The sequence below is a fragment of the Ruegeria sp. CG3 genome (assembly GCF_056537205.1).
Genome location: NZ_JBQFRC010000001.1, coordinates 1,652,173 through 1,672,904 on the forward strand (window position 1 = coordinate 1,652,173; position 20,732 = coordinate 1,672,904).

Below are 20,732 nucleotides of genomic sequence, written 5' to 3' on the forward strand. Positions count from 1 at the left end.
TTGGCCTCCGAAGGGTGTCGGGTTATTTGTCTGCCGCCTTCATGCCTTGCATTTTCGCCTTTGTCCAACGGGTCAGATAGATCACCGGCCAGCGCAGCACCGACATGCCGGCGGCCAGAACGAACAGGCCGACCCACGGGCCGTTTTCATAGGTGACATAGCCCAAAATCGGAATGCCCACCGCGATCAGCGCATAGGCGCGGGTCCAATGGTTGTCCTTGCTGGGGATCATGGCCAGCACATTGGCGGCGATGCCCCAAAGGGCGGCAAGTGCGATCGACCAGCTCATTGCCCCACCTCGCGGCCTGACCATTTGCGCCAGTAATACCGGATGGGGTTGCGGAACATCGATACGAACCCGGAAAAAGCCAGCACTCCGGTCAGCCAGCCATGCGCCACGCCTAGCCAGGCGATCAGAACCGGCGCGCAGATCAGCAGCACGATGCCCGGCGGAAATTGCAGGCGCATCGGCAGCAGGGCCACGACAGTGGCGCAGATCACCCAAAGGGCGGCAAAGATGACGGAATAGTCCATGGTTCTCTCCGCAAATGAGTCGCATGCAAGGGCAGCGACACATCCGCAAGTTGTGCACCCAAATGCCCGCGAACGTCAAACGGCTTGTTTGACCTTCAGCCGGTCCGGCAGCGCATTGGCCCAGGCACTGATGGTGCCGGCGCCCAGACAGACGACCATGTCGCCGGGCCGGGCCTGTTCGCGGACCAGACGCTCAAGGTCGCCTTCGTCCAGCAACGCGCGTGCGTGGCGGTGGCCGTGACGGATCAGGCCCTGCACCAGATCATCGCGGCTGGCACCTTCGATCGGGTCCTCTCCGGCCGAGAATACCTCGGCAATGGCCACGACATCGGCATCGTTGAAACAGGCGCAGAAATCGTCGAACAGGTTGGACAGGCGCGAATAGCGGTGCGGCTGGTGCACCGCGATCACGCGGCCTTCGGTCGCCTGACGCGCAGCCTTGAGCACCGCCGCGATTTCCACCGGGTGGTGGCCGTAGTCGTCGATGATGGTGACGCCGTTCACCTCGCCAACCTTGGTAAAGCGGCGGTTGACGCCGCCGAAATTGGCCAGCGCGTCGCGGATTTCAGCGGTTTTCATGCCCAGGTGACGCGCCACGGCCACGGCCGACAGCGCGTTCGAGACGTTGTGATCGCCCGGCATCGGCAGGGTGCAGCCCTCGATCACGGTATCCTCGTATTGCAGGTGGATGTCGAAATGCGCGATGCCGCCTTTGTAGGTCAGGTTGACCGCACGCACGTCGGCCTGAGCGTTGAACCCATAGGTGCGCACGCGGCGGTCGGTGATGCGCCCCACCAACGCCTGAACCTCGGCATGGTCGGTACAGCACACCGCCAGACCGTAGAACGGGATGTTCGAGACGAAATCATGAAAGCCCGCGCGCAGCCGGTCGAAATCGCCCCAGTGCTCCATGTGCTCGGGGTCGATATTGGTGACGATGGCGATGGTCGCGGGCAGCCGGTTGAACGAGCCGTCCGACTCGTCGGCCTCGACCACCATCCATTCGCCCTGCCCCATCCGCGCGTTCGAGCCATAGGCATGGATCACGCCGCCGTTGATGACGGTCGGGTCGAAATCGCCCGCCACCATCAACTCGGCCATCATGGTGGTGGTGGTGGTCTTGCCGTGGGTACCGGCGATGGCGATGTTGGATTTAAGCCGCATCAGCTCGGCCAGCATGTCGGCACGGCGCACAACCGGCAGGCCCAGCGCACGCGCGCCGTCCAGTTCAGGGTTGCCCGGCTTGATCGCGGTCGACACGACCACGACGGCCGCATTGTCGAGATTCTCAGCCCGCTGACCCACAAAGATCTCCGCACCCAGCGACGCCAGACGGTCGGTGATCTTCGAGGCTTTCAGATCGGATCCCTGCACCTGGTAACCAAGGTTCAGCAGCACTTCGGCGATACCCGACATCCCGATGCCGCCGATGCCCACGAAATGGATCGGTCCGACATCCTGCGGCAGTTTGGTTGCTGGATTCATGGGGTCTCCTTCTGCGCCAGCTGTTCGACAAGGGCCACCAGACGCTCGGTCGCGTCGGGCGCCCCGACCGACAGGGCAGCATGGGCCATTTTCTGTGCGGCTTCGGGGTTGGTCAGAACCAATGCGATTTGCTCGGTCAGGGCGGGAACGTCAAGCGCATTTTCGGGGATCATGATCGCCCCGCCCGCCTGCACCAACCCGCGCGCATTGGCAGTCTGGTGATCGCCCGCGGCGGCGGCGAAGGGGATCAGGATCGAGGGCCGCCCGATCACCGAGATGTCGGCCACACTGGACGCGCCCGAGCGGCTGATCACCAATTGCGCCTCGGACATGCGGCGGGGGACGTCGTGGAAAAAGGGCTGGACCTCGGCCAGAATCCCGTGATCGGCGTAGAAGGCGGTGACCCGCTCGGCATCCTCTTCGCGCGCCTGATGCGAAACACGGATGAACTGACGCAGGCTCTCGGGCAGCGCCGCGATGGCGCCGGGCACCACATCGCTGAGGATGCGGGCGCCTTGGCTGCCGCCCATCACCAGCACCGACATCGGATAATCTCCGGGCGGGATATAGGGCGCGGCCGCGCGTTCCAGCACGGCAGCACGGACCGGGTTACCGGTGTGGATGCCGTGGGCGCCCTCGTGCAGGTCGGTGGGCCAGACGCCGCAGGCCACATGCGCGACCCGGGTGGCGAACAGCTGGTTCACGCGCCCCAGAACGCCGTTCTGTTCGTGAATCATGCGGGGCAGACGCAACATCACCGCCGCGCTCAGCGCCGGGATCGACGGATAGCCACCGAACCCCACCACCACATCCGGCTTGTCGCGCAGCAACTGGGCCGTCATCCCGGCAACTCCGGCTGCGATCCGGGGACCAGCCAGCGCCTTGGCCGCCAGCCCGCCGCGCGCGAAAGTGGCCGAGGAGACCTCGACGATCTCGGTGGAATGCGGGAAACCGCCGGTATAGCGCGCGCCGCGCGCGTCGGTGGACAGGCGCACGCGCCAGCCCTTGTTCAGCATGGCCTCAGCCAGCGCCTGGGCGGGGAACATGTGGCCCCCGGTTCCACCAGCCGCAATCAGCAAATAGGGGTTCGTCATCAGCCTCGTCCGCGCAGAATGTCACCCAGCTCGCCTTGGGGCCGCGACCGCGTGAACGCCAGCAGCATCCCCAACGCGATGCCGCCTGCAATCAACGACGAGCCGCCGTAGCTGACGAAAGGCAGCGTCATGCCCTTGGCCGGCAGCAGGCGCACAGCGACGCCCATGTTGATCATCGCCTGCACACCGAACATGCAAGCCAGTCCCGTGCCTGCCAACCGGGTGAACATGTCACGCTCGCGCATCAGGCGCAGCAGGGACCGTACCACGATGATTGAATAAAGCGCGATGATGATCAGCACCAGGATCAGACCGTATTCTTCTGCCGCGACGGCGATGATGAAATCGGTATGTGCATCGGGCAGCGACCATTTCACCTGCCCCTCGCCAACCCCAACGCCAAACAGCCCGCCTTCGCGGATTGCGTTGGTGGCATAGCCCAACTGGGTCGTCGGATCGACCTCTTGATTCAGGAAACCATCGATGCGCCGGGCGAAGTGTTCAGAATTGGCGTAGGCGAACATGCCACCCAAGACGACCGCTCCGGCCATTCCCAGCAGCAGGAACATCGGTGCACCCGCCACGAAATACATCACGCCCCAGCCGAACAGGATCAGACAGGCCTGACCGAAATCAGGCTGCATCACCAACATGCCAACGATCGACATACACAGCGCAAACGACCACAACCGCCCTGGCGGGCCATTGATCTCCTGCGCTGCGGCCAGCAGCCAGGCGGCCACGACAATGAAGCCCGGCTTCAGAAATTCGGACGGTTGCAGCGAGGCGAAGCCCAGCGAATACCAACGCACCGCACCCTTGCCGAAATCGGTCCCGAAGACCGGCAGAAAGGCCAGCGCAACAAATGAGGCCAGAAAGCCCAGCACCGCCAACCGACGCACCAAGGTGGGTGACATCATCGAGGTCAGCATCATCGCGATCAGCGCCAACACACCGAAAAGGGCCTGACGCTCGACATAGTGGAACGGATCGAACCCATTGCGCTGCGCCAACGGCGGCGACGAGGCCAGCCCCAACAGAAGCCCGATCGCAAAAAGGATCAGCACGCAGGACATCGTCCAGCGGTCAATCGTCCGCCACCATTTCGGAAGGATCGGTTCACCGCGCTGGTCCTGGACCGCGCCATACACCATCTCAGTCATGAGATACCGCCACTATCTGCCTCGTTACCGTCCCGTTTTCGGGATCTGTTTGAGAGTCTACAGGGAAAATGCCCCTCAGGCCAGCCTCTTCCTCTTGTCATTGGCGTCAATCCGCGCCAAGGGCGAGGGATGCGATTTGACACGATCATACTGGGCGCCGGAGCCGCCGGCATGATGTGCGCCGCCCATTGCGGCGGGCGTGTGCTGGTGATCGATCACGCCAAGGCGCCGGGGGAAAAGATCCGCATCTCGGGCGGGGGGCGGTGCAACTTCACAAACCTCTACGCCGGACCACAGAACTTCCTGTCGCAGAACCCGCATTTCTGCAAATCGGCGCTGGCGCGATACACCCAGTGGGACTTCATCGACCTTGTAGGCCGTCACGGCATCGCCTGGCATGAAAAGACGCTGGGGCAGCTGTTCTGCGACGGCTCATCGAAGCAGATCATCGCCATGCTGCTGGCCGAGATTGACCGCGCGGGCGCAGAGCTGTGGTTGCACACGTCGCTGCGCGGTCTGCGCAAGACCGAATTCGGCTTTGAACTGGTGGTCGAGCGCGAGGGTAAGCGATATGACCTGACCTGTGCCAACGTGGTGTTGGCCACCGGCGGAAGATCCATCCCCAAGATGGGTGCGACCGGGCTGGCCTATGACATCGCCGCGCAGTTCGGATTGCACGTCACCGAGACCCGAGCCGCATTGGTGCCGTTCACCTTCCCCGATGGGCGGTTCAAGGACCTGTCCGGTGTGTCCGTCCCCGCGCGACTGTCGAACGATCGTACGAGTTTCGACGAGGCGCTGCTGTTCACCCACCGCGGCCTGAGCGGGCCGGCGGTGCTACAACTGTCCTCATACTGGCGCGAGGGCGAGGCGATCCGGGTCAACCTGATCCCCGAGCTGCCCCTGTTCGACCTGCTGCGCGAACGGCGGCAAAGCGCGGGCCGCAAGGCCCTGACCACCGAACTCGCGCGCCAACTGCCCGCCCGCCTGGTCGAGTTTCTGAGCGCCCAGATCCCGATGCGTGGCAACCTGGCCGATCAGTCAGATGCGGCGCTGCAGGCGCTGACCGATGCGCTGAGTGACTGGGCACTGACCCCCTCGGGCACCGAAGGGTACCGCACCGCCGAGGTCACCTTGGGCGGCATCGACACGGACAGCCTGTCATCCAAAACGATGGAGGCCAGGGATGTCCCCGGCCTCTATGCGATTGGAGAAGCGGTGGATGTCACCGGATGGCTGGGCGGATACAATTTCCAGTGGGCGTGGTCCTCGGGCCACGCCGCCGGAATTGCGATCGCCGGTCGCCTTTAGCCTACGACGTTGTAGCCGCGGCCGCGCATGCAGTTGCGGACGATGACTTCCTGCTTCTGGGTGTTTTGCAGAGCGCTGGCCCCTGCCCCCACCAGTGCGCCGGCTACGGCCGCACGGCCCAGATCGCTTGCGCTGTCGTCGATGATGGCTTTGGTGCCCGCAGCACCCGCCGCGCCAATGGCCGCCGCCCCAGCGGTATTGCTGTCGATCGTGCCCTGCTGCCGCGCTACGGCCTGACACTGCGCCAGGTCTGCGTTGTAGTTCGGGCTGACGGGTCCATCCACAATGGGTTGGTAGTTCGCGCCTGTGTTCGTGCAGGCCCCTGCCACCAGGATGGCCGGCAGGATCATTGAAAGCTTGCGGTTCAGCATGGTCTTAACCTCGTGTTGAATTCCTAGGGTAACAAAAACATTAATTCTGGTGCGTCAAGCTGATAGCACTTCAATTTGGCCCAACCGGCGGTTCATTGCAAATGTACAGTTCAAAGCCGCTTTTGAACCTGCGCCACGAAATCGTCGCCGCGCTGTTCGAAATTGTCGTACTGGTCGAAACTGGCCGCCGCGGGCGCCAGCAGCACGGTTTCACCCGGCGCGGCGTCGCGCATGGCCTGTTCGACTGCCTCGGCCATTGTGGTGCAAACGCGGGCCTCAACCGACAACTGCATGGCGAAGCCGGCCGCCTCGCGCCCGATCACATAGGCGCACAGAACCTCGTCGGTCGCGTCGTTCAGCGCGGCGATACCCCCCTCTTTCTCAAGCCCGCCGCAGATCCAGCGGATTTTTTTGAACGCGCCCAGCGCCTTGGCCGCGCTGTCGACATTGGTGGCCTTGGAGTCGTTCACGAATGTCACACCGTTTGCCTCGGCGATGATCTGGCTGCGGTGCGGCAGGCCCGGATAGCTGTGCAGCGCGTCCTCGATCATCTTGGGCGCCAGGCCCAGCGCGCGACAGGCGGCATAGGCCGAACACGCGTTCTGGTGGTTGTGGGTTCCGGGCAGGCCCTTGATGCCGCGCAGGTCGATCGACGCGGCCTGGCGCCCCTTGCGATATTCCGACAGGAACCCCTTGCGGGCAAAGACCTGCCAGCCCGGGCCGGCCAATTTGCGCGCCACCGACACGCGGATTACCCGGTCGTCGCCCGGCCCTTCGGCCAGTTGACCGGCTAGAAACGCGCCTTCGATCTCGTCCACGCCGATCACGGCACGGTCGGGACCGCCTTCTGAGAACAGGCGGCGTTTGGCGGCGAAATAGCCGCCCATGCCCCCATGCCGGTCCAGATGGTCGGGCGAGAGATTGGTGAACACCGCCACGTCGGGCGTCAGCGCACGCGCCAGCTCGGTCTGATAGCTGGAAAGCTCCAGCACCACCACTGATCCGCCGCCGCCGGGCTCGATATCCAGCACGCCGCGCCCGATATTGCCCGCCAGCTGCGCCTCGCGCCCCGATTGGGTCAGGATATGGTGGATCAGCGCCGCCGTGGTCGACTTCCCGTTCGAGCCGGTGACGGCGACCACACGCGGCGGCACATCGAACTTGTCCCATTCGGCACCGCCCAGCGAGCGGAAGAACAGACCAATGTCATTGTCGACCGGAACGCCGGCCTGCAGCGCGGCGGCAACAACCGGGTTGGGTTCGGGATAAAGATGGGGAATGCCGGGCGATACGATCAACGTGGCAATCGCGTCAAAGGCGCCTTCCCGCCGCAGGTCCTGACACATGAACCCCTCGGCCTCGGCCTTTTCGCGCGCGGCGGGGTTGTCATCCCAGCACACCGGCTCGGCTCCGCCCGTCCGCAATGCGCGCGCCGTGGCCAGGCCCGACCGCCCCAGCCCCAGAACCGCAACCTTATGTCCTGAAAACCCTTTGACCGGGATCATGCCGCGCACCTTCTTCCATCTGCCAATGCGCCGCCACCCTGTACCGAAGAATTGACCCTTGGCAAGGGCGGCGTCAGGCTCGCGCCCTCGGCGCGAGCCGGGCCCAACGGGTACAGGCGGGCCGCAGGCCCACCGCGCCCGGCGGGAGCCTTACCGTACTTTCAGTGTCGCAAGGCCAATCATCGCCAGGATCAGCGAGATGATCCAGAACCGGATCACGATGGTTGGCTCGGCCCAGCCCTTCTTCTCATAGTGGTGATGGATCGGCGCCATCAGGAAGACCCGCCGGCCTGTGCGTTTGAAATACAGCACCTGGATGATCACGCTCAACGCCTCGACCACGAACAGGCCGCCGACGATGGCCAGAACCAGCTCGTGCTTGGTGGCGACGGCGATGGCGCCCAGTGCGCCGCCGAGGGCCAGCGAGCCGGTATCCCCCATAAACACCGCCGCTGGCGGAGCGTTGTACCACAGAAACCCAAGCCCACCGCCAAACAATGCGGCGGTGAAGATAAGGATCTCACCCGTGCCGGGGACATAGTGCACGTCCAGATATTCGGTAAAGTCGACGCGACCCACCGCATAGGCGATCACGCCCAAGGTCGAGGCTGCGATCATCGCGGGCATGATGGCCAGCCCGTCCAGCCCGTCGGTCAAGTTCACGGCATTCGCCGCCCCCACGATCACCACGATCGAGAACGGAATGTAGAAGATACCCAGATTGATCAGCGTGTCCTTGAAGATCGGCACGGCCAGCTGGTTCTGGAGCATTTCGGGGTGGTGCAGCGTCGCCCACAGCGCGGCCAGCGCGGCAATAATGATGCCCAAAGCCAGGCGCATTTTGCCTGAAACGCCCTTGGTATTCTGCTTCGACACCTTGGCATAGTCGTCCGCGAATCCGATGGCTGCGTAGGCCAGCGTGACGAACAGAACCATCCAGACATAGGGATTGTCCCACCGCGCCCAAATCAGCGTGGACGTCACCAGAGCACCGACAATCAGCAGCCCGCCCATCGTGGGCGTGCCGGCCTTGTTAAAGTGACCCTCGGGGCCGTCATCCCGAATTGGCTGACCCTTGCCTTGTTTCCGGCGCAGCACGTTGATCAACGGCTTGCCGAACAGGAAGCCAAAGATCAGGGCCGTCAGAAAGGCGCCGCCTGCGCGGAACGTGATGTAGCGGAAGAGGTTGAAGAAATCCCCTCCGTCCGACAGGCTGGTCAACCAATAGAGCATTACAAAACCTTTCTCACACCGCGGTCATGGGTGGTCATGCATCAAGCGCGCCCACTTGCCCCATTTTCCGCAAACCGTCAACAATCCGTGCCAGCGCCATGCTGAGGGAGCCTTTGGCCAACACGGTATCGCCCGCCCGAACCAGCTGCGGAAGCTCTTGAACCATTTCGGCGCTGGTCTCAAACCACAGCCCGCGCTTGTCCTCGGGCAACGCCTCGTGCAGCGCCCGCATCAACGGACCGATGCAGTGCACCTTGTCGATCTGCCACATGGCCGGCACGTCTGCCATGGCTGCGTGCATCGCGCGTTCATCGGGCCCCAGCTCTTTCATGTCGCCCAGAAAGGCGATGCGCCGTGCGCCCTGCGCTGCCGCCAGCACATCCAATGCCGCCGCCATCGAGGTCGGATTGGCGTTGTAGCTGTCATCCAGCAGTTCGATCTGCCCGTTGTCCGGCAATGTCAGCACCTCGCGCACGCCCCGCCCCGTGACCGGCACCCATTTGGCCAGGCCGGCAATGGCCGCGTCCAGATCGACGCCCAGCGCAACACAGGCAGCAAGCGCCCCCAGACCGTTCATTGCAAAATGCGTCCCCGCAGATTGCACATCGAAGGCGATAGGCTGGCCCATCGCCTCGGCGGTCACGTGGATGTCAGTGGGCGACTGGGTCACGCCGGTCAGCCTATAATCCGAGGCGGTGCGGCCGAAATCCAAGATCACGGCGCCATGCCGGGCGGCGCAGGTGCGCAGGATGTCGGTATGATCCAGATCGGCGTTCACGATGGCGGTGCCGCCGGCCTCCAACCCTTCGAAGATGGCGGCCTTTTCGTGAGCAATGCCGGCAACCGACTCGAACGCCTCGAGGTGAACGGCGGCGACGGTGGTGACCAGCGCCACATGCGGGCGAGCCTGCCGCGCCAGAGGTGCAATTTCGCCGGGGTGGTTCATGCCGATCTCGATCACCGCATATTCGGTGTCGCGCGGCATCCGGGCCAGAGTCAGCGGCACGCCCCAATGGTTGTTGTAGCTGGCAACGCTGGCATGGGTGCGGCCCTGATCCGACAGGATGGTCGCCAGCATCTCCTTGGTCGAGGTCTTGCCGACACTGCCCGTCACCCCGACCACGCGGGCCTTGCACCGATCACGGGCGGCGCGGCCCAACGCCTCGAGCGCGGTCTGCACGTTGTCGACGATCAACAATGGCGCATCGGCGGCCACGCCGTCCGGGACGTGCGTCACCAGCGCGGCAGCAGCCCCTTTGTCCAGCGCCTGCGCCACGAAATCATGCCCGTCGCGCGCCGCCTTCAACGCCACGAACAGGTCGCCCGGTTGCAGCGTGCGCGTGTCGATCGATACGCCGCCCGCCTGCCAGTCGGTCGTGGCCCGTCCGCCCGTTGCGGCGGCGGCCTCGGATGCGGTCCAGAGTGTCATGCGACCCTCCCGTCCAGTGCGGCCACGGCGATGCTGGCCTGTTCCACATCATCGAAAGGCAGAACCTGGTCACCCACGATCTGCCCGGTCTCGTGCCCCTTGCCCGCGATCAGCAGCGCATCGCCCGGCTGCAATGCATCGATGCCGCGCAGGATGGCCTCGGCCCGGTCGGCAACCTCGGTCGCGTCGGGGGCCCCGGCCATCACCGCAGCGCGGATGGCGGCGGGGTCTTCCGAGCGTGGGTTGTCGTCGGTGACAAAGACGATATCGGCGTTCTTGGCCGCGGCGCGGCCCATCAGCGGGCGCTTGGTCGCGTCGCGGTCGCCGCCCGCGCCGACGATGGCGATCAACCGACCCATCACATGCGGACGCAGCGCCTGCAACGCGGTGGCCACGGCGTCGGGCGTGTGCGCGTAGTCGACGAATACCGCCGCCCCGTTGCTGCGGGTCGCCGCCAACTGCATCCGCCCCCGCACCGTAGTCAGATGCGGCAGGGTGTCGAAGACATGTTCAGCCTCGTCTCCGCTGGCGATGACCAATCCGCAAGCCAGTAGAACGTTTTCCGCCTGAAACCCGCCGATCAGGTTCAGCCGGGTCTGGAAGGTCTTGCCGCGCCAGGCAAAGCGCAGATCCTGCCCAGTAGCGTCAAACCGTTGGTTCAACAGGCAAAGATCAGCATCCCCGCTGCCCACGGTCAGGATCGACTGACCGCGCGCCTGCGCGATATCACGGATCGCGGCGCCTTTCGGATCATCCATGTTGATCACGGCGGTTCCGTCCTGCGGCAGAACCCGGTCGAACAGCCCCGCCTTGGCGGCGAAATACGCCTCGAACGTCGCGTGATAGTCCAGGTGATCCTGGGTGAAATTCGAAAACCCCGCCGCCGTCAGGTGCACGCCGTCCAGCCGGCGCTGTTCCAACCCATGCGACGAGGCCTCCATCGCGGCGTGGGTCACGCCGGCCTCGGCGGCCTCGGCCAGACAGCGATGCAGGGTGATGGGTTCGGGTGTCGTGTGGGCCAGCGGTGCCGTCCACGCGCCCTCGACCCCTGTCGTGCCGAGATTGACGGCCATGTGGCCCAGTTCGGTCCAGATCTGGCGCACGAAGGTCGAAATCGAGGTCTTGCCGTTGGTGCCGGTGACCGCCACCATGGTGCGCGGCTGCGCCCCGAACCACAATGCGGCGGTATAGGCCAGCGTCTGGCGCGGGTCCTGCACCACCACCAGGGCGGCGTCCGAGGCGGCCAGTTCATCGGCGGCGATCCGCTCGCCTTCGGCATCGGTCAGGATGGCGGCGGCCCCCATGCGCAAGGCGTATTGGATGAATTCGCCGCCATGCACGCGCGTCCCCGGCAGCGCCGCGAACAAAAAGCCGTCCTTGACCTGACGGCTGTCCACGGCCAGCCCGGTAATCTCCGGGTCGGCACCGCCGCGCGCGGTCAGGGCCAGCTGGCTGAGTTTCTTTGACCTTGCGCCCATGACCCACCTCTGTCGGACTGCCTAATTCGAGGTCAGCGTTATAGCAGCGCGATCCTCAGGCTCAAGCCGCGGACGCAAGCCCAGCAGCGGCGCGATGCGGCCGATCAACTCGGCCGCCACGGGTACCGCCGTCCAGCCTGCCGTGCGGCGCTTTTCGCCGTAGGCCAGGATCGACGGTTCGTCCAGCGCAACGATCAGAACATATTTCGGATCGTAGGCCGGAAAGACCGAAGCGAAGGTGGCGATCACCTTGTCATCATAGTACCCGCCGCGCGGCTTGGGCTTGTCGGCAGTGCCGGTTTTACCGGCCACGGCATAGCCCGGAACGTCACCAAAGCTGGCGGTTCCGTCCGTCACCACTTTGCGAAGCATCATCAGCGATTGTTTGGCCGCGTTTTCTGACATCACTCGCGGCCCGTATTGCGGCCCGTTGCGGCGCAAGATCGTGGGGCTGACATAATGCCCGCCATTGGCGATGGCCGCATAGCCCGCCGCCAGATGCATCGGGCTGGTCGACAGGCCGTGGCCGTAGGAAATGGTGACGGTGCTCAATTCGCCCCACTTCTTGGGCTTGAGCGGCACCCCGCCCTTGGCCTCGACGATCTCGAACGGGGTGGGGTCGAACATGCCCAGCGCGTCCAGGAACTGTTGCTGGCGCTCGGCGCCGATCTGCAGCGCCAACCGCCCCGTGCCGCGGTTCGAGCTGTGCACAATCACATCGGCCACGCTGATCTTGCCGTAATTCTTGCCGTTGAATTCGCCGATCGGGAAACGCCCGATCTTCATCGGGCCCGAGGTGTCGATGATCGTGTCTGCATTCACCAGCCCCAGATCGACCGCTTGCGCGGCAGTGAAGATCTTGAAGATCGACCCCAATTCGTACACGCCCTGCACATAGCGGTTGAACAGAGGGCTGTCCGAGGGGTCAAAGCCCGAGGTCGGCGGGCGCGGACGGTCGTTCGGGTCGAACGAGGGCAACGAGGCGGCGGCAATCACTTCGCCGGTATGGGCGTTCATCAGCACCGCCGAGGCGCCCTTGGCGTTCATGATCTTCATGCCGCCGTCCAGCACCTGTTCCACCGCCGCCTGAACGGTCAGGTCAAGCGACAGCTGCAGCGGCTTGGTTCCGTTGGCCGGGTCGCGCAGATAGTCATCGAACTGTTTTTCCACCCCGGCCACACCGATCACCTCGGCAGCCGAGACGCCTTCGCGCCCAAAGCCTGAACCGCCAAGGATATGCGCGGCCAGCCGGCCGTTGGGATAGAGCCGCATTTCGCGCGGGCCGAACAGGATGCCCGGATCGCCGATGTCATGCACCGCCTGCTTTTGTTCCGGTGAAATACGTTTTTTGATCCAGAGGAATTTACGCTTGCCGGTGAAGTCCTTGACCAACCGCTCTTTGTCCAGATCCGGGAAGATCGCCACCAGCTTTTCCGCGGCCGCGATCGGGTCGATCATCAGCGGGGGCTGGGCATAAACGGAGTAGGTATCAAGGTTGGTCGCAAGGATTCGGCCTTCGCGGTCCACGATATTCGCCCGCTGCATGGCAATCGACGCGCCCGGGGCGCTCGCTAGCGGCTCTTGCGCCTCCGAAGTAGCCAAAGCGCCCATCCGGAACCCGACAATGGCAAATGCCGCAAAGAAAAACGCGCTGAGCACCAGCAACCGCCCCTCTGCGCGGGCGCGGGCGCGGTCCTTCATCTCTTCGTGGCGGCGGCGGATGTTCTCGCGTTCGATCACCTTGGGGTTTTCCCCGCGGGCGCGGGCCTCGAGGATGCGGGCAAGCGGGCGGAGCGGTGTGCGCGTCATGGGATCTGCACCTCGCCCAGGGCCTGGGTGTCGGTGATCGCCTGCAGTTCGATCGGGTCCGCGATGGGCAGGTCGGGATCCTCGGCATAGGCGATCTGGTCCGCGCGCCCGAATTGCTCGGCGCGCAGCGGCAGCAGGCCCAGACGCTCGAAATTCAGGTCGGCCAGCTCACGCAGGCGGTCGGGGCGGTTCAGATAGGCCCATTCGGCCTGTAACACCGCCAGCCGGGCCTGTGCCGCGCCGATCTGGTGCTGCAGGGACTGGGTTTCCTTCAATACTTGCTGGGTGCGGTAGTTTTCCTGATAGGCCCACAGGGCCAACCCGAAAACACCCAAGGCAGTCAATACAAACAGAATACTCTTCATCTTGCCTTCCCCCCGATCATGGGCATGCCGATGGCGCGGGCATCAATTTCCCCCGCCGGAGCATCGGTACGAACAGCAACCCGCAACTTGGCCGAGCGCGCGCGCGGGTTGTCCTGCAACTCTTGCGCGTCGGGGCCGATGGCCTTGCGGGTCTTCAACGTGAATTGCGGCTGATCCTGCTGGATTTCGGGCGCATAGCGGTTGGCACGGCCTGTCTTGCCCGCGCGCGCTTGGAAAAAGCGTTTGACCATCCGGTCCTCGACCGAGTGGAAGGTGACCACGGCCAGCTGCCCGCCCGGCTTCAACGCGCGCTCGGCGGCCATCATACCCTGGAACAATTCCTCGTATTCGGCATTCACCGCAATGCGCAGCGCCTGGAACGACCGCGTGGCCGGATGGGACTGGCCGGGCTTGGCGCGGGGCAGGCAGGATTCGACGATCTCGGCCAGACGCAGGGTGGTGGTGATGGGCGACTCGGTGCGGGCCTTGACGATGGCGCGCGCGATGCGGCGGCTTGCCCGTTCCTCACCGTAGTGGAACAGGATGTCGGCCAATTGCTCCTCGGTCGCGGTGTTGACCAGATCAGCTGCGCTTTCGCCCTCCTGGCTCATGCGCATGTCCAGCGGGCCGTCCTTCATGAAGGAAAAGCCGCGCTCGGCCTGGTCCAGCTGCATGGACGAGACACCAAGGTCCAGCACCACGCCATCAAGGTCGTTGGCATATTCATCCATGCGCGAGAAAACACCCGGTTGCATCACCAGCCGGTCGCCATATTCGGCTGCCCAATCCGCCGCCATTTCAAAGGCCAATGGATCGCGATCGACGCCGATTACCTTGTCGGCGCCAGCCTCAAGCAGACCCCGGGTATAGCCGCCCGCACCAAAGGTACCATCCAGCCAGGTGCCGGAAACCGGCTGGACCGCGTCCAGCAAAGGGCGGAGCAGAACGGGAATATGGGGTTTGTCAGATGAAGTGTGATCCGCGCCGGCCATGCCGTCACGCACCTTCGATGCCGTCAAGGAACTGCATCGGATCGAAATCCTCGGGCAGTTCGTCCAACCAGTCTTCGGTGGCGGCCAGTTCCTCGGCCTCGTATGTCTCGGGCTTCCAGATCTGGAACGTGTCGCCCGCGGCGATAAAGAACGCTTCGCCTTCCAGCCCGATCTTGTTGCGCAGCTTGGCCGGCAACACCAGGCGACCTGTTTCATCGACATTGGTCGGGAAAGACTGCCCGTGGAACAGGCGCTGCAACATCTTGCGCTGCATCGAGCCGCGCGGCAGCGCGTCGATCTTGGCGTCGACCTCGTCGATCGCCTCCATAGTATAGCATTCAAGGTATTTGCGACGGTGGTCACCGTAAACAATCACCAGTTCAGGATTGTCACCGGGCTGCCAGTTGGGGTCCGAGGCCTCGAGCACACGGCGAAACGAGGCCGGGATCGACACCCTGCCCTTCGCGTCCACCTTGTGGTGGCTTTCACCTCTAAACCTGCGCGCCAAGACGACTGTCCCTTTCGCTTGCGCCCCACCTACGTCTTCCCCCGGATGAAAAACGGCGGGTTGATCTGCTGCCACTGATCAACCCGCCGCATTGACCCGCTGTGCGGGATGTCCAGCTGCGCGCGCCACCTGGGGGGATGTCTGCTCGCCCGCGCGCCGGATCTCTTGAGTGATGAAAGCGAGATGCCTGTATGAAACCTGTTTATTTTTGGTTCGGGGTCGTTTGGCGCCCCATGTGCCTCGTCCTCATCGGATGAATAAGGGATGCCATGGGAATTCATGGAAATCAATGAGATTTTTTCCCAAAAAGGTTAGATTCGGAAAACTACAGCAGTGAAAATACTTACGCAAACATGAAAAGTAACCACAGGTAGACACCGAATAATATCCTAACACAATATATAGACAGATTCCGTGCGGCCAAAATTTTCCCACGATTTCCCACATTTCCTGCATGACACCCATGATTCCACCCAACACCCCTCGCTTATTCGACCAAATGGCGCCGAATCACCCTGCGATCCAGGCCGAACCCGAGAGAGACCGCCCCGGATTTCCCACCAATTCCCGCCAGTCCCACAAAGTCCCATGAACCCGCCCAAATCGGGAGTTGGGCCAGACGCACAAAAATCGCGCAGTCCTGAACCGCACAAATTCCGCGTTTACGCGCGCAAATTTTCATCAAGTGTTGGGCGGCAGCCAGGCCGAAACAATGCTCCGCAGTTCGCGCTAACGAAAATTTCCATATTTTAAAGGCATATTTACGGGTGTCGGGATTCCGACAGTCAATCTATGCACTTGCTGCATAGCAGCATTGATCCTGTCCGGTATTGTGCAATCGCAGCATTTGCCTATCTTCAGTCTCAAGCAAGCGCCGGAACATAGCGGCGGCAACGACAGATGATTGGGTAACGAACATGGCAGTCGCAAGCACCAACAGCGCACACAAAAGCGCATCGACATTTGGTTTCGCCTCTCTGATCGAAACCATGAAGACCCGTATCGCACGTTATCGCGTGTACCGCCAGACGGTGAACGAACTGTCAGAACTGTCGGACCGCGAGCTGGCCGATCTGGGCCTGCACCGTTCGATGATCCGTCGCCTGGCCATGCAGGCCGCCGAAGAACAATTCGCGCGCTAAGCGCCACGAAACACCGAGATCAGGTCCACTCCTCCTCCCATAGGACCTGTATTTCAGCGGCAGCATCTCTCCTCCTCCCTGATGCTGCCGCACCCTATACCGGCCTCAACCTGCCGGATGCTGATACATCGGGGCTCTCCTCCTCCCTGCTCTGATGTTGAAAGCGCGCGGTGGCATCTTCCTCCTCCCTGATGCCACCGCGCCCTTCGAATACCGGGCCAGACCCGGAAACGCATACATCGGGTTCTCCTCCTCCCTTCCCGATGTGAAAAGAGCGCGGTGGCACCCTTCCTCCTCCCTGGTGTCACCGCGCGCTTCAGATACCGGGGAAAACCCGGGTTCGGATACATCGGGGCTCTCCTCCTCCCTGCTCTGATGTTGACAAGAACGGCGGTTCCCTCCTCCTCCCTGGGAACCGCCGTTTTATTTCTTTCGGGCATGAAAAAGGCACCACGGGCAGGACCGGGCGCCAATCAACAAATCGAGCATGTGCCGGCAGGCACATTCAACAGGATTAGAACGGCACGTCGTCTTTTGCGGATAGATACTGCGCGACGACCTTCTTTGTCCCGGCCTTGTCGAACTCGACCTCGACCTTGTCCCCTTCGATCCCGACCACGCCGCCATAGCCGAACTTCTGGTGGAACACTCGCTCGCCCAGCGTGAAGCTGGCCACGGCGGTCGCGTCGATCACGGTGTTGCGGGATTCGCGCGGCTGTGACATGCCGTATTGCCCCTGCCGCGACTGCATCCGTTTCCAGCCGGGCGAGTTGTAGACATTGGCCTGCGCCGCGCGGGTCTCGATACCTGCCGACATCTGCCCGCCACCATACAGTCCCGGAGGCGTCAGCACCTCGACATGGTCCTCGGGCAATTCGTCGATGAAACGCGAAGGCATCGCGTTCTGCCACTGCCCGAACACCCGCCGGTTGGCGGCGAAGGAAATGGTGCAGACCTCTTCGGCGCGGGTGATTCCCACATAGGCGAGCCGCCGTTCCTCCTCGAGTCCCTTGAGGCCGGATTCGTCCATCGACCGTTGCGAGGGGAACAGCCCGTCCTCCCAGCCCGGCAGGAACACGGCCGGGAACTCCAGCCCTTTGGCCGCGTGCAGGGTCATGATCGAGACCTTGGGCCCGCCGCTGTCCTGTTCATTGTCCATCACCAGGCTGACATGCTCCAGGAATCCTTGCAGGTTCTCGAAATTGTCCAGCTGGTTGACCAGTTCCTTGAGGTTTTCCAGCCGCCCCGGCGCTTCGGGCGTTTTGTCGTTCTGCCAGTGGGCGGTGTAGCCGGATTCGTCCAGCACGATCTGCGCCAGTTCGATATGCGACACCTCGGGTGGGCCATAGCGCACGGGCGCGGTGCCGTCGTCGATGACCGAATCGTCCTCGATCTCGATCCGGGGGCCGCGGGTCATCGCGTTCCAGCGGGCCAGCCCCTCGACCAGGTCGCGCAGGGCCGCACCACCCTTGCCCTTGATCAGCCCCTGCTCGACCGCGATCCGCGCGCCCTGAACCAGCGACACGCCATGTTCGCGCGCGGTGCGCTGGATCGTCTGCTGCGCCTTGTCGCCAAGACCGCGCTTGGGGGTGTTCACGATCCGCTCGAAGGCCAAATCATCCTCGGGGCTGACCACCAGCCGGAAATAGGCCATGGCATCGCGGATCTCCATCCGTTCATAGAATCGAGGGCCGCCGATCACCTTGTAGGGCAGGCCGATGGTCAGGAACCGGTCCTCGAAGGCGCGCATCTGATGGCTGGCGCGCACAAGGATGGCGATTTCGTCCAGGTTCATCGGTCGCACGCCACGGGTGCCGCCCTGCATGGCGTCGATCTCTTCGCCGATCCAACGGGCCTCCTCCTCACCATCCCAGTGGCCGATCAGGCGGACCTTTTCGCCCCCGGGCTTGTCGGTCCACAACTCCTTTCCCAGACGGCTTTCATTGCCACGGATCACGTTCGAGGCGGCGGCCAGAATATGCGGGGTCGAGCGGTAGTTCTGCTCCAGACGCACCACATGGGCGCCGGGAAAGTCCTTCTCGAACCGCAGGATGTTGCCCACCTCGGCCCCGCGCCAGCCATAGATCGACTGGTCGTCGTCGCCCACGCAGCAGATGTTCTTGTGCCCACCGGCCAACAGCCGCAGCCACAGGTACTGGGCGATGTTGGTGTCCTGGTATTCGTCCACGAGGATGTAGCGGAACCAGCGCTGGTATTGCTCCAGCACATCCGCGTGGGTCTGGAAGATGGTGACCATGTGCAACAGCAGGTCGCCGAAATCCACCGCGTTCAGCTCGCGCAGGCGGGTCTGGTATTGAGCGTAAAGCTCGACGCCCTTGTTGTTGTAGGCCCCGGCGTCGGCGGCGGGCACCTTGTCGGGCGTCAGGGCACGGTTCTTCCAGTCGTCGATGATGCCCGCCAGCATCCGCGCAGGCCAGCGCTTGTCGTCGATATTGGCGGCCTGCACCAGTTGCTTGAGCAATCGCAGCTGGTCGTCGGTATCCAGAATGGTGAAGTTCGACTTGAGGCCGACCAGTTCGGCATGGCGGCGCAGCAGCTTGACGCAGATCGAGTGGAAGGTGCCCAGCCACGGCATCCCCTCGGCGGGCTGGCCCAGCAGGCGGCCGACCCGTTCCTTCATCTCGCGCGCGGCCTTGTTGGTGAAGGTCACGGCGAGGATCTCGTTCGGGCGGGCCCGCCCGGTGTTCAGCAGATGCGCAATGCGGGTGGTCAGGGCCTTGGTCTTGCCGGTGCCCGCCCCGGCCAGCATCAGGATCGGGCCATCCAACAGCTCGACCGCTTCCCGCTGCGCCGGGTTCAATTCATTCAAGTAGTCCGCCTCGGGCCGAAGCGCGGCCATGGCGCGGGCCGACAGCGAGGCGCCTTCGAAGGCGTCATTTTCATCGAAACTGCTCATGCGCCCAAACTAAGCCGGAAGCGCGCCGAGGGAAAGGGTTTGTTCACGGCTTGTTCGCACGACTTTGCGAATTTCTTTCGTAGCGCTGGTTGAGCCGTCAGGCGCGGGCTGCATCCGACTGAAACCCTTGCCGAATCGCGCGGCAGGTCGGATCAATCTGCATGGACCTGCACAGCACCTATCCGGGTATCGAGGATCTGAAGCGCCGCGCACGCCGTCGGCTGCCGCGCTTTGTCTGGGACTATGTCGACAGCGGCACCGGGGCCGAGACCGCGCTGAGACGCAACCGGGCGGCGCTGGACCGGATCGGGTTTCTGCCCGCCATCCTGAAGGGCCCGCTGGAATTCGACACCAGAACCCGCTTTCTGGGGCGCGACCATCCGCTGCCCTTCGGCATGGCTCCGATCGGGATGTGTGGACTGGTCTGGCCGGGGGCCGAAGCGCTGATGGCGCGCGCCGCCGCGCAGGCAGGCATTCCGTATGTTCTGTCCACCGTCGCCAGCCAAAGCCCCGAGGACATGGCCCCGCATATCGGCCCCGACGCCTGGTTCCAGCTATACCCGCCCAAGGACCCGGAGATTCGCGCCGACCTGCTGTCCCGCGCCCGGTCCGCCGGGTTCGGCACGCTGGTGCTGACGGTCGATGTGCCCGTGGCCTCGCGCCGGGAACGGCAGACCCGATCGGGCCTGACCCATCCGCCGCGCCTGACGCCGCGTCTGCTGGCGCAGATCGTCGCCCGCCCGGCCTGGGCCTGGGGCATGGCGCGTCACGGCAAGCCCCGGATGCGCACGCTGGACAAATATATCGACGGCACCGCCAACCTGCCCCCCACGGCGCATATCGGATACCTGCTCAGGACCTCTCCGGGCATGGATTACGTCAAATGGCTGCGCGACCACTGGCGGGGGCCGTTCATCATCAAGGGCGTACTGCGCCCCGAGGATGCCGAGCGGTTGAAACAGGCCGGGATCGACGCGCTGTGGGTGTCGAATCACGGTGGCCGTCAGTTCGATGGCGCGCCGGCCAGCATCGACATGCTACCCGCCATCCGCGCCGCGACCGACCTGCCGCTGATCTTTGACAGTGGCGTTTCGGGCGGGCTGGACATCCTGCGGGCGCGCGCTTTGGGCGCCGATCTGGTCATGCTGGGGCGGGCGTTCCTCTATGGCATTGCAGCATTGGGCGCGCGCGGCCCGACCCATATCATCGATAATCTGCGGCAGGACATGCTTGCAAATATGGGACAATTGGGTGCCGCAACGCTAAAAGATCTGCCGGATGTTAACGCAAACATTGATGCCGCGATGCAGCATATGCCATAAAACGCCGCAATAGGCGGCGTTTGCGAGCGATAACATGCCGGTTCTACCCAGAACTACAGATATATCTGCGCGTA

At 63.7% G+C, this 20,732-nt stretch carries 18 protein-coding genes; 3 read left to right on the plus strand and 15 right to left on the minus strand.

The window, feature by feature from the left end:
- Positions 1-22: 22 nt before the first annotated feature.
- From ACR0NB_RS08155 to ftsW, 5 genes are all read right to left on the minus strand, one after another.
- Complete coding sequence (locus ACR0NB_RS08155; RefSeq protein ID WP_005984154.1) at positions 23-289, minus strand: DUF2484 family protein; 267 nt, start codon at positions 287-289, stop codon at positions 23-25.
- Positions 286-534 carry a DUF2484 family protein gene (locus ACR0NB_RS08160; protein WP_480775381.1) on the minus strand — a complete coding sequence of 83 codons (249 nt, stop codon included), beginning with the start codon at positions 532-534 and terminating at the stop codon, positions 286-288. Before ACR0NB_RS08160 ends, ACR0NB_RS08155 begins: the two co-directional genes overlap by 4 nt.
- Positions 535-609: 75 nt before the next feature.
- Entirely contained in the window at positions 610-2,019 is a 1,410-nt protein-coding gene (gene murC / locus ACR0NB_RS08165) for a UDP-N-acetylmuramate--L-alanine ligase (RefSeq protein WP_170371540.1), read from the minus strand.
- Entirely contained in the window at positions 2,016-3,113 is a 1,098-nt protein-coding gene (locus ACR0NB_RS08170) for a UDP-N-acetylglucosamine--N-acetylmuramyl-(pentapeptide) pyrophosphoryl-undecaprenol N-acetylglucosamine transferase (RefSeq protein ID WP_480775382.1), read from the minus strand. Before ACR0NB_RS08170 ends, murC begins: the two co-directional genes overlap by 4 nt.
- Positions 3,113-4,276: a putative lipid II flippase FtsW gene (ftsW, locus tag ACR0NB_RS08175; RefSeq protein WP_170357284.1), complete on the minus strand. Its 1,164-nt coding sequence runs from the start codon at positions 4,274-4,276 to the stop codon at positions 3,113-3,115. The genes ACR0NB_RS08170 and ftsW overlap by 1 nt, the downstream gene beginning before the upstream one ends.
- Positions 4,277-4,405: 129 nt before the next feature.
- On the opposite strand from ftsW, the gene ACR0NB_RS08180 reads away from it, so the two are divergent.
- Positions 4,406-5,587 carry a BaiN/RdsA family NAD(P)/FAD-dependent oxidoreductase gene (locus ACR0NB_RS08180; protein ID WP_480775383.1) on the plus strand — a complete coding sequence of 394 codons (1,182 nt, stop codon included), beginning with the start codon at positions 4,406-4,408 and terminating at the stop codon, positions 5,585-5,587.
- Here ACR0NB_RS08180 and ACR0NB_RS08185 read toward each other — a convergent pair.
- The 9 genes from ACR0NB_RS08185 to mraZ all read right to left on the minus strand — a co-directional run bounded on the left by ACR0NB_RS08185 (position 5,584) and on the right by mraZ (position 15,277).
- Positions 5,584-5,958 carry a glycine zipper family protein gene (locus tag ACR0NB_RS08185; protein WP_093964839.1) on the minus strand — a complete coding sequence of 125 codons (375 nt, stop codon included), beginning with the start codon at positions 5,956-5,958 and terminating at the stop codon, positions 5,584-5,586. The two genes, ACR0NB_RS08180 and ACR0NB_RS08185, sit on opposite strands and share 4 nt — an antisense overlap.
- 110 nt (positions 5,959-6,068) lie before the next feature.
- The gene (gene murD / locus ACR0NB_RS08190) at positions 6,069-7,463 is read right to left on the minus strand and encodes a UDP-N-acetylmuramoyl-L-alanine--D-glutamate ligase (RefSeq protein WP_480775384.1); all 1,395 of its coding nucleotides are present in this window, start codon (positions 7,461-7,463) and stop codon (positions 6,069-6,071) included.
- Positions 7,464-7,613: 150 nt separating this feature from the next.
- Positions 7,614-8,696 (minus strand): phospho-N-acetylmuramoyl-pentapeptide-transferase, encoded by a 1,083-nt coding sequence (mraY, locus tag ACR0NB_RS08195; protein ID WP_170357281.1) that lies wholly within the window; start codon positions 8,694-8,696, stop codon positions 7,614-7,616.
- 34 nt (positions 8,697-8,730) lie between these two features.
- Positions 8,731-10,125, minus strand: a complete 1,395-nt coding sequence (locus ACR0NB_RS08200; RefSeq protein WP_480775385.1) for a UDP-N-acetylmuramoyl-tripeptide--D-alanyl-D-alanine ligase — start codon at positions 10,123-10,125, stop codon at positions 8,731-8,733.
- Complete coding sequence (locus tag ACR0NB_RS08205; protein WP_480775386.1) at positions 10,122-11,603, minus strand: UDP-N-acetylmuramoyl-L-alanyl-D-glutamate--2,6-diaminopimelate ligase; 1,482 nt, start codon at positions 11,601-11,603, stop codon at positions 10,122-10,124. The genes ACR0NB_RS08200 and ACR0NB_RS08205 overlap by 4 nt, the downstream gene beginning before the upstream one ends.
- A gap of 21 nt (positions 11,604-11,624) precedes the next feature.
- Entirely contained in the window at positions 11,625-13,412 is a 1,788-nt protein-coding gene (locus tag ACR0NB_RS08210; protein WP_170357278.1) for a peptidoglycan D,D-transpeptidase FtsI family protein, read from the minus strand.
- Positions 13,409-13,777: a cell division protein FtsL gene (gene ftsL / locus ACR0NB_RS08215; RefSeq protein WP_093964833.1), complete on the minus strand. Its 369-nt coding sequence runs from the start codon at positions 13,775-13,777 to the stop codon at positions 13,409-13,411. Before ftsL ends, ACR0NB_RS08210 begins: the two co-directional genes overlap by 4 nt.
- Entirely contained in the window at positions 13,774-14,769 is a 996-nt protein-coding gene (rsmH, locus tag ACR0NB_RS08220; protein ID WP_480775632.1) for a 16S rRNA (cytosine(1402)-N(4))-methyltransferase RsmH, read from the minus strand. The genes ftsL and rsmH overlap by 4 nt, the downstream gene beginning before the upstream one ends.
- Positions 14,770-14,773: 4 nt before the next feature.
- Entirely contained in the window at positions 14,774-15,277 is a 504-nt protein-coding gene (gene mraZ, locus ACR0NB_RS08225; protein WP_093965061.1) for a division/cell wall cluster transcriptional repressor MraZ, read from the minus strand.
- A gap of 917 nt (positions 15,278-16,194) precedes the next feature.
- Between mraZ and ACR0NB_RS08230 the strand changes: the two genes are divergently transcribed.
- Positions 16,195-16,419 (plus strand): DUF1127 domain-containing protein, encoded by a 225-nt coding sequence (locus tag ACR0NB_RS08230; RefSeq protein WP_093964832.1) that lies wholly within the window; start codon positions 16,195-16,197, stop codon positions 16,417-16,419.
- A gap of 514 nt (positions 16,420-16,933) precedes the next feature.
- Here the strand turns inward: ACR0NB_RS08230 and ACR0NB_RS08235 are convergent.
- Positions 16,934-19,336 carry an ATP-dependent helicase gene (locus ACR0NB_RS08235; RefSeq protein ID WP_480775387.1) on the minus strand — a complete coding sequence of 801 codons (2,403 nt, stop codon included), beginning with the start codon at positions 19,334-19,336 and terminating at the stop codon, positions 16,934-16,936.
- 161 nt (positions 19,337-19,497) lie between these two features.
- On the opposite strand from ACR0NB_RS08235, the gene ACR0NB_RS08240 reads away from it, so the two are divergent.
- Positions 19,498-20,658 (plus strand): alpha-hydroxy acid oxidase, encoded by a 1,161-nt coding sequence (locus ACR0NB_RS08240; protein ID WP_480775388.1) that lies wholly within the window; start codon positions 19,498-19,500, stop codon positions 20,656-20,658.
- Positions 20,659-20,732: the final 74 nt, after the last annotated feature.